Origin of the sequence: Bradyrhizobium glycinis, assembly GCF_016031655.1 — a bacterium.
In the GTDB taxonomy this organism is placed as follows: domain Bacteria; phylum Pseudomonadota; class Alphaproteobacteria; order Rhizobiales; family Xanthobacteraceae; genus Bradyrhizobium; species Bradyrhizobium glycinis.
In genome coordinates, this window is the sequence record NZ_JACCHQ010000007.1 from 198,734 (window position 1) to 211,884 (window position 13,151).

At 63.6% G+C, this 13,151-nt stretch carries 13 protein-coding genes; 11 read left to right on the forward strand and 2 right to left on the reverse strand.

What is annotated here, in order from left to right; genetic code table 11:
* Positions 1–93: 93 nt before the first annotated feature.
* Positions 94–471 carry a PRC-barrel domain-containing protein gene (locus HZZ16_RS13520; RefSeq protein WP_197948941.1) on the reverse strand — a complete coding sequence of 126 codons (378 nt, stop codon included), beginning with the start codon at positions 469–471 and terminating at the stop codon, positions 94–96.
* A gap of 222 nt (positions 472–693) precedes the next feature.
* Here HZZ16_RS13520 and HZZ16_RS13525 point away from each other — a divergent pair, with 222 nt between their 5' ends.
* Entirely contained in the window at positions 694–1,098 is a 405-nt protein-coding gene (locus HZZ16_RS13525) for a DUF4864 domain-containing protein (protein WP_197948942.1), read from the forward strand.
* On the opposite strand, the gene HZZ16_RS13530 is transcribed toward HZZ16_RS13525, so the two are convergent.
* Positions 1,095–2,360: an MFS transporter gene (locus HZZ16_RS13530; protein ID WP_197948943.1), complete on the reverse strand. Its 1,266-nt coding sequence runs from the start codon at positions 2,358–2,360 to the stop codon at positions 1,095–1,097. The two genes, HZZ16_RS13525 and HZZ16_RS13530, sit on opposite strands and share 4 nt — an antisense overlap.
* 149 nt (positions 2,361–2,509) lie before the next feature.
* Here HZZ16_RS13530 and HZZ16_RS13535 point away from each other — a divergent pair, with 149 nt between their 5' ends.
* The 10 genes from HZZ16_RS13535 to HZZ16_RS13580 all read left to right on the forward strand — a co-directional run bounded on the left by HZZ16_RS13535 (position 2,510) and on the right by HZZ16_RS13580 (position 12,996).
* Entirely contained in the window at positions 2,510–2,953 is a 444-nt protein-coding gene (locus tag HZZ16_RS13535; RefSeq protein WP_197948944.1) for a hypothetical protein, read from the forward strand.
* Positions 2,954–3,029: 76 nt separating this feature from the next.
* On the forward strand, positions 3,030–3,311 hold the full coding sequence (locus HZZ16_RS13540) for a hypothetical protein (RefSeq protein WP_197948945.1): 282 nt from the start codon (positions 3,030–3,032) through the stop codon (positions 3,309–3,311).
* 9 nt (positions 3,312–3,320) lie between these two features.
* Positions 3,321–4,745: a TolC family protein gene (locus tag HZZ16_RS13545; protein ID WP_197948946.1), complete on the forward strand. Its 1,425-nt coding sequence runs from the start codon at positions 3,321–3,323 to the stop codon at positions 4,743–4,745.
* A 13-nt stretch (positions 4,746–4,758) separates the two neighbouring features.
* Entirely contained in the window at positions 4,759–6,093 is a 1,335-nt protein-coding gene (locus HZZ16_RS13550; protein ID WP_197948947.1) for a multicopper oxidase family protein, read from the forward strand.
* A 32-nt stretch (positions 6,094–6,125) separates the two neighbouring features.
* Entirely contained in the window at positions 6,126–6,581 is a 456-nt protein-coding gene (locus HZZ16_RS13555) for a cupredoxin domain-containing protein (protein WP_197948976.1), read from the forward strand.
* A 17-nt stretch (positions 6,582–6,598) separates the two neighbouring features.
* Positions 6,599–6,901: a copper-binding protein gene (locus HZZ16_RS13560; RefSeq protein ID WP_197948948.1), complete on the forward strand. Its 303-nt coding sequence runs from the start codon at positions 6,599–6,601 to the stop codon at positions 6,899–6,901.
* Positions 6,902–7,257: 356 nt separating this feature from the next.
* Positions 7,258–9,399, forward strand: coding sequence for a flagellar biosynthesis protein FlhA (gene flhA / locus HZZ16_RS13565; RefSeq protein ID WP_197948949.1), 2,142 nt, complete (start codon positions 7,258–7,260; stop codon positions 9,397–9,399).
* A 294-nt stretch (positions 9,400–9,693) separates the two neighbouring features.
* Positions 9,694–9,894: a hypothetical protein gene (locus HZZ16_RS13570; RefSeq protein WP_197948950.1), complete on the forward strand. Its 201-nt coding sequence runs from the start codon at positions 9,694–9,696 to the stop codon at positions 9,892–9,894.
* 1,204 nt (positions 9,895–11,098) lie between these two features.
* On the forward strand, positions 11,099–12,586 hold the full coding sequence (locus HZZ16_RS13575) for a tetratricopeptide repeat protein (protein WP_311974134.1): 1,488 nt from the start codon (positions 11,099–11,101) through the stop codon (positions 12,584–12,586).
* A gap of 29 nt (positions 12,587–12,615) precedes the next feature.
* Positions 12,616–12,996 carry a hypothetical protein gene (locus HZZ16_RS13580; RefSeq protein ID WP_197948952.1) on the forward strand — a complete coding sequence of 127 codons (381 nt, stop codon included), beginning with the start codon at positions 12,616–12,618 and terminating at the stop codon, positions 12,994–12,996.
* Positions 12,997–13,151: the final 155 nt, after the last annotated feature.

The window sequence follows — 13,151 nt, forward strand, 5'->3', positions numbered from 1 at the left end:
GACAAGTCAATCAGCTTCTGGCCGATCGGCGACTTGCAGGACCTCTGATGTATATGCCGCCGTCAGTTCAGCTGTCCTGACGCGCCGCTGGCGTTACAGGCCACCTCGCCCTTCCCAGTAGGTTGGCGTTCCGTAATACCGGTGAGTTCGCATTTCCCAGTCTCGATCTTCCCAGGAGTCATCGCTGAACTCAGGCGCATCCCTCAGCTGTTGCTCGGTGATATTGGTTCGAAAACCGTTAAGCGACGTGTCATATGTCAGAGCGCCCCAGGGAATGGGGTAGTGGCTGTGACCCAAGCCCACAAATCCACCAAAGCTCATGACCGCATAAGCCACGCGGCCTGACACTTTGTCGATGATGAGGTGATCAATCTCGCCGATATTCGTCCCATCTGCTCCATAGACCTCGGTACCCTCAATGTCCTCGCTTGAGATGCAGTGATGATCCGGATGGGCTGTTGCACGGGCCATGACTTTGCTCCTTGATAAGGTGGTTTTGCCGGCTTAACTCGGCCATCGCGGAGCCGTTCCTGCCTTAGGAGAACATATCGCAGCTGCCTGCTGTTTGTGTCGCTGTCCCGGATGAGTGGGCATCTGGAGCATCCAGGCCCAGCGCGTGATATCTGAGTGCACGCCCAGGCGCCGCAGATGTGCTAGGATCGCCTCTGCCGGGATCTCAACGCGGAGCCTGTCTTGCGCATCGCAGCCTTGCTGGTCGCTCTCATTGTTGCCTGTCATCATGCAGCGCTTGCGGGCGATGTCGCCACCGCCCAAAGCGTCATCCGCGCCCAGGAGCAGGCCTTCGTTCGCGACGATGCGGCGGCGGCTTATTCCTATGCGGCGCCGGCGATCAAGGAGATCTTTCCAGCACCCGACATCTTCATGTCCATGGTGCAGAGCGGCTACGCGCCGGTCTATCGTCACAAGAGTTTCGAATTCGGCGAGAGCAGGACCGATGGCGGCTGGATTGCCCAGCGCGTTCACATCATCGATGCCAATGGCGAGGCCTGGGAGGCGCTCTACACGCTCGAGCAGCAGAGCGACGGCAGCTACAAGATCACCGGCTGCTCGCTCGTGAAGGCCGGACAGGCCGTTTAGGTGGCAAAGCCCGGGCCGGTCTTGACCAGGCCCATCCGCGCGCGGACCAGGAGCAGCACGACGATGCCGATGTTCAGCGCATTCCAGGCGACGCCGTTGGCGAACGCCGCGGCGTACGAGCCGGTGGCATCGAAGATGACGCCGGACACCCAACCGCCGAAGGACATGCCGAACACCGACGCAAAGATCACGATGCCGACGCGGGTCGCGGCCTCGCTCGCCGGCATCGCCTCGCGCACGATGATGGCGTAGCTCGGCACGATGCCGCCCTGGAACAGGCCGAACATCGCGGAGATCAGATAGAGCGAGGTCAGGCTGTCGAAGAACAGATAGAACACCAGCGCAAAGCCCTGCGCCAGCGATCCCACCAGCAGGGTGCGGATGCCGCCGATCTTGTCGGCGAGGTAGCCCGAGCCGATCCGGCTGACGATGCCGCAGCCCATCATCAAGGAGAGCATCTCGGCGCCGCGCGCGACGCCATAGCCGAGATCGCCGCAATAGGCGACGATGTGCACCTGCGGCATCGCCATCGCCACGCAGCAGGAGATGCTGGCGATCGAGAGCAGCACCGTCAGCGTATTGGTCGAGAGCCTGAGATCGACCCGCGGCGGCGGTGCATTGGCGTGATCGTGGACGGTGTCGCGGCCCATCTGCGCGCGCAGGATCAGCACCAGCACCGTCATCAGGCTGGCGCAGACGATGCCGATGCCGATATGGGTGTAGCGCCAGCCGATCTCCTGCGTGCCCCAGCTCACGATCGGCGGCCACATCGCGCCGGCGACGTAATTGCCGCTGGCGACGATGGTCACCGCCAATCCGCGATAGCGCTCGAACCAGTGCGAGGCTTCGGCCATCAGCGGCGCGAAGGTCGCGGACGTCCCGAGCCCGATGAAGAAATAAGCCGCCACGAACTGCCAGAGCTGGCCCGACAGGCCCGCGAGTACATTGGCAACGCCGAGGAAGGCGATGCTGATCGCCATCGCCGGAACGATGCCGAACCGATCGGTGATCTTGCCGGCGATCACGCCACCAAGCCCGAAGCCGAACATCATGAGGGTGAAGGCCAGCGACACCGCGCCGCGCGTGGCAGCAAATTCGGTCTGCACGATCGGAATCACCACCACGACCGCCCACATGCCGACGGCGCCGATCGAGCCGATCACGAGGGCAAGGACGAGTCGCACCCAGGCCTGACGAGAGTCAGGGGTGAAGGAAGCAGGTGTTTGTCCTGGATGATTTGGCGCGTGCACGGGCAGGACCATGTTCGCGGACCGCCACATGGTCAACCAGCATGCCGCGATATTGGGCATGCGCGGTGCACTGCGGTAATAAGCTCTTGGCGAATGCGTCTTTTGCCATTAGTTTGCAACAAGCGTGTGCAACATTGCCGCGCGAGGAGCCTATCGGCGGGATGTTGATGCGATTGAGGCGATCGGTGCGGATCAGGGTGGGGCGGGTCATCGCCCTCGCCTATCTGTTCTGCGTGCTCGCGCCGGCCGCAAGCCTCGCCTTCGGCAGTGCTGCGCCCTGCCTTGGCGACGAGGCCCTCGCTGACCTCGTTCCGGTGCATCACCATATGGCTGCGAGCCATGACGATGTTCCGGATGGCGACGTTCCGCACGAGCATGCGGGAACCCCTTCACAGGTCGCCGCGAAGGACGCGCCTCCTCCGAATCATCACGACGGCAAGGGAACAGTGGGCCCGTGCTGTGCGATGATGTGCGTCAGCGCGCTGCCGGCCGATCTGCCCAGCGTCGTCACGCCGGTCCGCCCGATGTCGACCTGTGCGCCCGAGATCGTCCCCAGCCTGCACAGCGCCGCGCCGCCCCAGCGCTACCGCCCTCCCATCGCCTGATCTGACACGACGACGTCGGTTTCGATGCGCGCTTTTGCGCGCGCGAACCTGTGATCTCCAGATCGGGAATTAGGACATGGTTGCGCTTTCCGGGGCGAAATCTGCCGCATCTGCGGTGGGTGATCGACACTCACGTTTCATCTGGCTGCTGCTGGCCTTTGCCGAGCCGGCACTGTCCGGCTGCATGCCGGCAACGACGCACATGGCCAGCGCGGATCCCGCCGATCCGGCGGCGAAGGTGGCCCCGATCGGCTATCGCTCGCCCATCGCGCCCTATACCAGCCTGCGGCCTGCGACGCCGGCACCCTGGCGCGGCCGCAACGAGGCGGTGACGCCGCAGCCGAAGCAAGAGCGGTAGGAGCGCGCCATGATACCCCATCTTGCGCGAGGCCTGCTCGTGCTCGCCGCGCTCGGCCTTTCCGGGTGCGCCGCGTTCTCGCCCGATAGCGGCATGAGCGCCGTCTCGGATCTGGCGAGCCAGACCATCAACAAGGACGTCGCCTTCGTGCGATCGGCCGAGGGCGCCGCCGCGGTCGACGCCCGCGTCCGCCAGCTGCTCTCACGCACGCTCAGCGTCGACGCCGCCGTGCAGATCGCGCTGCTCAACAACAAGGGACTGCAGGCCGCCTACAACGAGCTGGCGCTGGCGGAGGCCGAACTGGTCGAGCAGAGCCTGCCGCCCAATCCGGTGTTCGCGGTCTCGCGCATCACAGGGAATGGCGCCAGCGAGATCGAGCGCCAGGTGGTCGGCGACATCCTCGCGCTCGCCACCCTGCCGTTCCGTTCCGAGATCGCTCGGGAACGCTTCCGCGGCGCGCAGCTGCGCGCCGCGCTGGCGACGCTGCGGCACGCCTCGGGCGTGCGCCGCGCCTATGTCCGCGCGGTTGCCGCGAGCGAGATGGTGGGGTTGCTGACCGACGCGAAGGCGACGGCGGAATCGACCGCACAGCTCGCGCTCAAGCTCGGCGAAACCGGCTCGCTCAACAAGCTCGACCAAGCCCGCGAGCAGGTGTTTTATGCCGAGACCACCGCCGACCTCGCCAGCGCGCGACAGGCGGCAGGAAGCGCGCGCGAAAGGCTGGCGCGCCTCATGGGACTGTGGGACGACGGTCTCGACTTCCGCCTGCCCAATCAACTGCCGCCGCTGCCGCGCCGGCCGCTGGCCCTCCCCACGATCGAGGCCGATGCGGTGGCGCATCGCCTCGACCTGCAGATCGCGCGGCTTGAGCTGGCCGCGCTGGCGAAAGCGCTGAACCTCACCGAGGCGACGCGCTTCGTGACACTGCTCGATCTCGCCGGCATCTCCCGCCGCACCCAGGATCCGGAAGGGCCGCCGTTCCGCGAGCGCGGCTTCGACCTGCAGTTCCAGATTCCGATCTTCGACGGCGGCGAGGTGCGCGTGCGCCAGGCGGCCGAGACCTACAACCTCGCCTTCAACCGCCTGACCGAGCGGGCCGTCAATGTGCGCTCCGAGGCGCGCGACGCCTATCGCGTCTACCGCTCCACTTACGACATCGCCGGCCACTACCAGCGCGAGATCATCCCGTTACGAAAGATCATCACCGAGGAGATGCAGCTGCGCTTCTCCAGCATGCAGGTTGACATCTTCGCGCTGCTCACCGAAGCGCGGCAGCGCCTCGCGGCGCTGCGCGGCGCGATCGACGCCAGGCAGAGATTCTTCCTCGCCCATGCCGATCTGCAGACCGCTGTCAACGGAGGCGGTCTGCCCGCCGCCGTTGACGACAATCCAACCACCGTCGCCGCGGCAGCTCCTGCCGAAGGCGGCCACTGAGACGGAGGCCAAGATGTTTTCCCGCCGAGGATTTTTAGGCACCGCCGCGCTTGTCGGCGCATCGGCTATTCAGGGCCGCGTCCAGGCCGCGTCGATTCCGGAAGCACCCACCATGGACAAGGTGGTGATGCAGCCGCCGCTGCATCCGAGCAGCGGCCCGGATTATCGACCCGTGGTCACGCTGAACGGCTGGTCGCTGCCGTTCCGCATGAACGGCGACTGGAAGGAATTCCATCTCGTCGCCGAGCCGGTGGTGCGGGAATTCGCCGAGGGCATGAAGGTGCATTTGTGGGGCTACAACGGGCAATCGCCGGGCCCGACCATCGAGGCCGTCGAGGGCGACAAGGTGCGGATCTTCGTCACCAACCGCTTGCCCGAATACACCACGGTGCACTGGCACGGCATGATCATCCCGAGCGGCATGGACGGCGTCGGCGGATTGACCCAGCCGCATATCGAGCCGGGCAAGACCTTCGTCTACGAATTCGAAATGAAGAAGAGCGGAACCTTCATGTACCACCCGCATTCCGACGAGATGGTGCAGATGGCGATGGGCATGATGGGCATGTTCGTCGTGCACCCGCGCGACCCGAGTTTCCGCGCCGTCGACCGCGACTTCGTGTTCGTGATGAGCACCTATCGCGTCGACCCCGGCACCTATCTGCCGCACGTCAACGAGATGACGGACTTCAACATGTGGACCTGGAACGCGCGGGTCTTTCCCGGAATCGATCCGCTGCCGGTCAGGCTCGGCGACAAGGTGCGCGTGCGCATCGGCAATCTCAGCATGACCAACCATCCGATCCATTTGCATGGCCACAGCTTCGCGGTGACCTGCACCGATGGCGGCTGGATTCAGGAGAGCGCGCAGATCCCTGAAACGACCACCGACGTGCCGGTCGGCGCGGTGCGCGTGTTCGACGTGCTCGCCGACAATCCCGGCGACTGGGCGTTCCATTGCCACAAGTCGCATCACACCATGAACGCGATGGGGCACGACGTGCGCAACCTGATCGGCGTGTCGCGCAAGGATCTCGCCAAGGCCGTCGGCAAGCTCGCGCCCGACGGCATGGCCATGGGCTCGACCGGCATGGCGATGGGCAACATGGAGATGCCCGCGCCCGATAACACGCTGCCGATGATGACCGGCACCGGCCAGTTCGGGGCGATCGAGATGGGCGGCATGTTCACGGTGATGAAGATCCGCGAAGACCTCGCGCGCGGCGATTACCGCGACCCCGGTCCGTACAAGTTCCCGCAAGGCACCGTCGCCTACGAAGTGGCCGCACCCGCCTCGGAGCCGGCGCGGCACAAATCCGGCAGCCCGCCGATGAAGCACAAGATGTGAGCGTTTCGATGAACCACCAACTGGAGACTACGATGAAGACCACGATCAAGCTCGCCCTCGCGCTGGCTGCACTTTCCACCGCGCCGGCCTTTGCTCACGACAAGCACGGGCACGGAAACTATTCGGCCGGCGAGCCCGGCGATCCCAAGAAGCCCGCTCGCACCATCGAAATTCTGATGAACGAAATGGACTACACGCCCGCGAAAATCGAGGTGAAGCGCGGCGAGCAGATCCGATTCGTGCTGCTCAATGTCGGCAAGGAGGACCACGAATTCCTGCTGGCCACGACCAAGGAGAACCTCGCGCATGCGGATCAGATGAAGAAGCATCCGCACATGGAGCACGACGAGCCCAATGCGGCGCGGCTTGCACCAAAAAAGACGGCCGAGATCCTCTGGAAGTTCAGCAAGCCCGGCATCTTCGAATATTCGTGCCTCATTCCCGACCACCGCGAGTACGGCATGGTCGGCCGGGTCACCGTGAAGTAACGCGAAGGGAGATCCACATGAACCGCATCATCCGTATCGCTTCGGCGCTGGCGCTGACCGTCGGCCTTGCGACTGCAACCCTCGCCGCCGAGGGCGCCGCGATCAGCGGCGAGATCAAGAAGATCGACGAAGGCGCCGGCAAGATCACGCTCAAGCACGGACCGGCGAAAAGCCTCGGCATGGAGGAGCCCATGACCATGGTCTATCGCGTCAAGGACGCGGCGATGCTCAAGCAGGTGAAGGTCGGCGACAAGGTCACCTTCGAGGCCGAGGAAGCGGCGTCGGGGTACACTGTGACCAAGATGCAGAAGGCGAAGTAGTCTCCGGTGTGATTCCGGGGCGCCCGCAGGGCGAACTATGATGCGCAATTGCGCATCAGAGAATCCATTCATCGACCGACTCCGCCGCACGATGGATTCCGAGTTCGCGCTTCGCGCGCCCCGGACTAACGGGCAAAACATCCCCGGTCGCCCCCCTTTCCACCCCCTCCGTTAACTCTTTGCTAACCATACACCGGGCAAAAATTGCCGGGTGAAGTCGAGTGTCGTCGGCCGCGTTTAGAACGGGAGCTCCCGTGGACGCCAGTGCGGTGCCTCACTTTCGGAACGGCGGCCCATCGGCCGCCGCGCAGACGTTTGGGGCGCGCGGACGGCAGTCGCGCGGGGAGGCAGCTACCATGGTCGACGTCACCGCGGGACAGGGCGTAGGCGGCGCGAAGCCCAGCATCCCCTCCATCAACGACATCGTCACCGTCCTCAAGCGCGGCGACATCGCGCTGGCGCTCGGCATCCTCACCATCCTGGTGGTGCTGATCCTGCCCCTGCCCGCGATCGTGCTGGACCTGTTCCTGGCGATCTCGATCACGCTGTCGATCCTGATCCTGATGACCTCGCTGTTCATCCAGGCGCCGCTCGAATTCTCCGCCTTCCCGACCATCCTCCTGATCTCGACCATGCTGCGCCTGTCGCTCAACATGGCATCGACCCGGCTGATCCTTTCGCACGGGCACGAGGGCACGGCCGCGGCCGGTCACGTCATCGAAGCCTTCGGCAACTTCGTGATGGGCGGCAATTTCGTCATCGGCATCATCGTGTTCGCCATCCTGATCATCGTCAACTTCGTCGTCATCACCAAGGGTTCGGGCCGCATCGCCGAAGTCGCCGCGCGCTTCCACCTCGACGCCATGCCCGGCAAGCAGATGGCGATCGACGCCGACCTCTCCGCCGGCCTGATCGACGAGAAGGTTGCCAAGGAGCGGCGCAAGGAGTTGGAGGACGAGAGCGGCTTCTTCGGCGCCATGGACGGTGCCTCCAAATTCGTCCGGGGCGACGCCATCGCCGGCCTCTTGATCGTCTTCATCAACGTCGTCGGCGGCATGATCATCGGCGTCGCGCAGCAGGGCATGTCCTTCGCCGACGCCGGCCGCACCTACACGCTGCTGACCGTCGGTGACGGCCTCGTCACCCAGGTGCCGGCGCTGATCGTCTCGACCGCGGCCGGCCTGCTCGTCTCCAAGGCCGGCGTCTCCGGCGCCGCCGACAAGGCGCTGATGAAGCAGTTCTCCGGCTATCCGCAGGCGCTGGCGATGTCATCGGCGGTGATGCTGGTACTGGCGGCGCTGCCGGGCATTCCGACCCTTCCCTTCCTCGCGCTCGGCGCCGGCGCCGGCGCGCTGGCCTGGAACGCCCGCAACCGCAACCGGGTGGCGGCCAAGGCCGAAGCCGCCGTTCACGCCACGCCCGCTCCGGGAACGCCGGGTGCGCCGGGCGCTGCCGCGACCGAAGAGCCGATCTCGGCGGCGCTCAAGATCGACGACCTCAAGATCGAGCTCGGCTATGCCTTGCTGCCGCTGGTCAACGGCCCCGACGGCACCGACCGCCTCACCGAGCAGATCAAGGCGCTGCGCCGTTCGCTCGCGATCGAGATGGGCTTCGTCATGCCGGCGGTGCGCATCCTCGACAACGTCCAGCTCGAGGCCAACACCTACATCATCAAGATCAAGGAGGTCGACGCCGGCACCGGCAAGATCTGGCCGAACCAGTTCATGGTCATGGACCCCGGCGGCAGCCAGGTGCAGGTGCCCGGCATCCACACCACCGAGCCGACCTTCGGCCTGCCCGCGACCTGGGTCGATGCCAGCCTCAAGGAAGAGGCCTCGCTCAAGGGCTACACGGTCGTCGACGCCGCGACCGTGCTGTCGACCCATCTCACCGAGCTGCTCAAGGCCAACATGTCGGACCTGCTGTCCTACGGCGAGGTGCAGAAGCTGCTCAAGGAGCTGCCGAAGGAGCAGAGCGAGCTGGTCAAGGACATCGTCCCGGGCCAGGTCACGGTCTCCGGCATCCAGCGCGTGCTGCAGCTGCTGCTCGCCGAGCGCATCTCGATCCGCGACCTCTCCACCATCCTCGAAGGCATCGCGGATTCGCTCGCCTTCTCGCGCAACCCCGCGACCATGGTCGAGCACGTCCGCGCCCGCCTGGCGCGGCAGATCTGCGCGCAGAACACCTCCTACGCCGGCTATCTGCCGCTGATCGCGCTGTCGGCGAAATGGGAGCAGGCTTTTGCCGAATCCATCATCGGCCAGGGCGAGGAGCGCAGCCTTGCCATGCAGCCCTCGAAACTCTCGGAATTCATGACCGCCGTGCGCGAGGCTTTCGAGCGTGCCGCCCGCGAGGGCGAGGCGCCGGTGCTGGTCACCTCTGCGGCCATTCGGCCCTTCGTGCGGTCCCTGGTGGAGCGGTTCCGGGCCCAGACCACCGTGCTGTCGCAGGCGGAAATCCACCCCAGGGCGAGGCTGAAAACGGTCGGAAGCATCTGATTTGCCTTAAGAAGCCGTGTGTTTTTCAGCCACAGGCAAAAGGTTTTTGAGTTCCTGGCGCCTTGTCGACCAAAGGCCCCAAAGCTCGACAATAAGCGCATTACAGCTTTGAAATAATTATATAAAAGAACGACCAAGGGTCGCTTTGGATCGCGATCTTTCACGTCCTATCACGCCCTTGTGATGACCTCTTGGGAACGAATCCGCCCGATACTAGGTTGTTGGGCACCGGAAGCATGAACCTGCCTCAAACGGCCGGCGACTACTTCGGGTAGATGGCGGCAGGAGGCTTCCATGAACCACTCGATCTACAGCGCAGATCGCGCGACCCATTTTAAGATTGTGGTCGTCGCCCTCGTCGCAGGGATCGCGGTGGCTGGCCTCGGCATCATGGCACGATCGGGTTCGGATGAAGGTCTGACCCAGACCGCCGGCGTCATCAAGGCCGGCAAGCTGGTCGTTGTCACCAGTTCGAACGCGAACCTTGTTCGCTGAAGGAGATCTGACGAGTTTTGTGAATTCACGCGGCTCTTTACCAGCCCCCCAAAGTCGCCACGTGGATATGTAGACGACCCCAACCCCAAGTCGACTACAGAAAGCGCCCGCCCCCCACGGGCGCTTTCGTTATGTCTGGGGTATCTCGTCATTGCGGGAGCACCCGCCAAATCCATCGAACCCACCAGTCGCCCCCGCGTGTCCCGGACGCGCTGCAACGCTCCTCGCGTTGCTGCGCAGAGCCGGGACCCAGCAGGCCCACGGCACTTTGATGCATGGGCCCCGGCTCTGCAGCGCATCGTCGAAGAGACGCTGCGCTGCGTCCGGGGCCCGGGTGGGCGTTTGGCGCACACGTGCTTCAACCTCGTCATTGCGAGCGCAGCGAAGCAATCCAGAATCTTACCCGCGGAAAGACTCTGGATTGCTTCGCTGCGCTCGCAATGACGGAGTGTGGGGTTGGCACCATCGTTCCCTTTGCTCGCATCTTCGATCCCAGACACACCTTCGCATCCTCGCGGCGCAATTCGCCCGAGCTTTGCGTCGATGCCTTTGCCCTCAATTGAAAGAGGGAGCAGGGGAAGACCGGGAGCCCGCTGGCACCCACGGTCCACTGTGCGGAATCTGCGTGGTGAGAAGCTGCACAGCGGCATACAGGTGTAGCCAGAACAATTTGCATCGCTCTATTTGCTGCCGGTCGTTCGGAGATTGGTCTTCTCACTACCTTGCGAGCCGCCTGCGGCTTTGTTCGGGTTTGCGGCTCGGTCGACGCGCCGAAGCGGGGCCTTGTTCGTAGGCGATAATATCCGTTCAGGGTCAAAGGCTGCCCTCGACAGGCAGCATGACTTGGTCAGCTCTCCACTCGGAAGTGGACGGTGCAAGCCCAAGGACGGAGGTCAGCCACGAGCCACCTTCGGACATGACGCGGCGGAGGTGTCATAGAGGCTCATCTCGGCTTCGGAGCCACGACAAGCGTATGTATCGCTGACATGCCTTGGACTGCAAGCGGACCTGGAGAGTGCCAACTAGAAAAGCGTAGCTGGTCTCATGAAATCGGCATAACCTCCCGACGTGCTCTGTTGGAATTCGAATGTTGCCATGGAGCTGAATCATGAAAAACAAGTTATTCGCAGTAGCCGCCATAGCGGCGGCAGGACTTTCGCTCACGCAACCCACACTGGGACAATCGGACGAGAAGCTCGGCACGGTGAATTTCGAAACATCGTGCACACCGGAAGCGCAGAAGCTTTTCGACCGCGGGATGTTGTACCAGCACTCGTTCTGGTACCGCGCCTCGCAAAAGGTTTTCGAAGATGCGCTGAAGGCCGATCCCGAATGCGGCATTTCCTATTGGGGCATCGCGCTCAGCCTGTTGTTGAATCCTCATGTGCCGACGCCTGCGAAGAACCTCGCCGAGGGCGCTGTCATAATCGCAAAGGGAAAGAGCGTCGGCGCCAAGACCCAGCGCGAACGCGACTACATTGATGCGCTCGGCGTTATGTACGCCGACTACGACAAGGTCGATCACCGTACGCGCATGCAGGCTTACGCCAAGGCCATGGAGCAATTGGCACAGCGCTACCCCAATGATGACGAAGCGCAGATCTACTATGCGCTTGCCCTAAACACCTCGGCTTCGCCGACCGACAAAACCTACGCCAACCAGCTCAAGGGCGCGGCAATCCTGGAGCCGATCGCACTACGCCAGCCGCAACATCCTGGCGTGGCGCATTACTTGATCCACCTTTACGACTATCCGCCAATCGCCGAGAGAGGCCTTGATGCTGCCCGACGCTATGCCAAGGTCGCGCCAGCGTCAGCACATGCCCAGCACATGCCGTCACATATCTTTACGCGCGTCGGCCACTGGAAGGAGTCGATTGCTTCAAACGCCGAATCATCGCGTGTCGCGAGCGCGGACAATGAGGGCCATGATCAGCTGCACGCCATGGATTACCTTGTCTACGCCTATCTACAGCTCGGACAGGATGAGAAGGCTGCAGCCATTCTCAACGAGATGACCACGGTCACCGGCTTCACCGAGACTTTCATCGCCGGGCCATACGCGCTGGCCGCTTCGCCGGCACGCTACGCAGTAGAACGCGGCGATTGGAAGGCTGCGGCGGCGCTTCAGGTCCGCCCCAGTCCGCTGGCTCACGTGCAGGCGATCACTCATTTCGCGCGAGCGCTAGGCGCAGCCCGCTCGGGCGATCGTGAAGCCGCTAAGGCTGACATCGCAAAGCTCACCGAACTGCGCGACAAGTTGCGCGATGCCAAGGACGCATATTGGTCCCAACAAGTCGACATTCAGCGGCAGGTCGCCACGGCCTGGCTGTTCTACGCCGAAGGCAACCGCGAGGATGCGCTGAAGGCGATGAGTGCCGCAGCTGATGCCGAGGACAAGACCGAGAAGCATCCAGTGACGCCCGGCGTGCTCAAACCGGCGCGCGAACTCTACGGAGTCATGCTGCTCGATAGCGGCAATGCCGATGAAGCACTTGCCGCCTTTGAGGCAACGCTGAGGAAGGAGCCGAACCGGCTCGGCGCATATGTGGGCGCGGCTAAGGCCGCGGAAACGTCCGGTCAGCCCGCCAAGGCTCGTGAATACTACGGCCGGGTCGTTGCGATCGCCGATGCCGCCGATAACACCCGGACCGAGCTCGCCGAGGCGCGTGCGTTCCTGACGAAGCGCTGAGAAGCCGGCGACAGGCATGGGAGCACAGCATGAGAGCAGTCTTTCCGCCGATCGTTCTGGGCATCCTTGCGAGCCCGGCCAGCGCTCAACCGCTTCAAGTCGTCGGATATTCAGGCCATTTGGGCGAGTGGGAGTTGACCGCCACCGTCACGGAAAGGGCTTCCGGCCATATAAAGGAATACTCCGGGCCATTAACGATGAAGCATGTCGGGATATGCACTCAGGATGGTCCGGAGGAGAAGACCGGTGAAATGCGTTTTCAGGTATCGGCCTCATCATCCCAATTGAACGCGACATTCTCGGTTGCCGGCGTCGAATGTACCTACAACGGACGGCTGTCAGACTCCTATACCGGCACCATGAAATGCCCCGATCGTCAGGCGGTTCCCCTCAAGCTGTGGCTAAGATAATTGCCTGCCAGAAAAATACTCCTGGATGACACGCGCCGAGAGCTGCGGGTCATGAGAAAGCCTAAAGAGGACCTTATGGTCCCGAGTCCGTTTGGTCAGCATCAGCCGGACAGGCGCTCGTTGGCACGTCAGTTTGCCGCCTGTCGCAAACAATT

Excerpts from the sequence above, each read along its gene's own strand:
- HZZ16_RS13550 (WP_197948947.1), top strand. The coding sequence starts at position 4,759 with ATGTTTTCCCGCCGAGGATTTTTAGGCACCGCCGCGCTTGTCGGCGCA.
- HZZ16_RS13535 (WP_197948944.1), top strand. The coding sequence starts at position 2,510 with ATGTTGATGCGATTGAGGCGATCGGTGCGGATCAGGGTGGGGCGGGTC.
- HZZ16_RS13580 (WP_197948952.1), top strand. The coding sequence starts at position 12,616 with ATGAGAGCAGTCTTTCCGCCGATCGTTCTGGGCATCCTTGCGAGCCCG.
- HZZ16_RS13530 (WP_197948943.1), bottom strand. The coding sequence starts at position 2,360 with ATGGTCCTGCCCGTGCACGCGCCAAATCATCCAGGACAAACACCTGCT.
- HZZ16_RS13540 (WP_197948945.1), top strand. The coding sequence starts at position 3,030 with ATGGTTGCGCTTTCCGGGGCGAAATCTGCCGCATCTGCGGTGGGTGAT.
- HZZ16_RS13560 (WP_197948948.1), top strand. The coding sequence starts at position 6,599 with ATGAACCGCATCATCCGTATCGCTTCGGCGCTGGCGCTGACCGTCGGC.
- HZZ16_RS13555 (WP_197948976.1), top strand. The coding sequence starts at position 6,126 with ATGAAGACCACGATCAAGCTCGCCCTCGCGCTGGCTGCACTTTCCACC.
- HZZ16_RS13545 (WP_197948946.1), top strand. The coding sequence starts at position 3,321 with ATGATACCCCATCTTGCGCGAGGCCTGCTCGTGCTCGCCGCGCTCGGC.
- HZZ16_RS13520 (WP_197948941.1), bottom strand. The coding sequence starts at position 471 with ATGGCCCGTGCAACAGCCCATCCGGATCATCACTGCATCTCAAGCGAG.
- flhA (WP_197948949.1), top strand. The coding sequence starts at position 7,258 with ATGGTCGACGTCACCGCGGGACAGGGCGTAGGCGGCGCGAAGCCCAGC.
- HZZ16_RS13570 (WP_197948950.1), top strand. The coding sequence starts at position 9,694 with ATGAACCACTCGATCTACAGCGCAGATCGCGCGACCCATTTTAAGATT.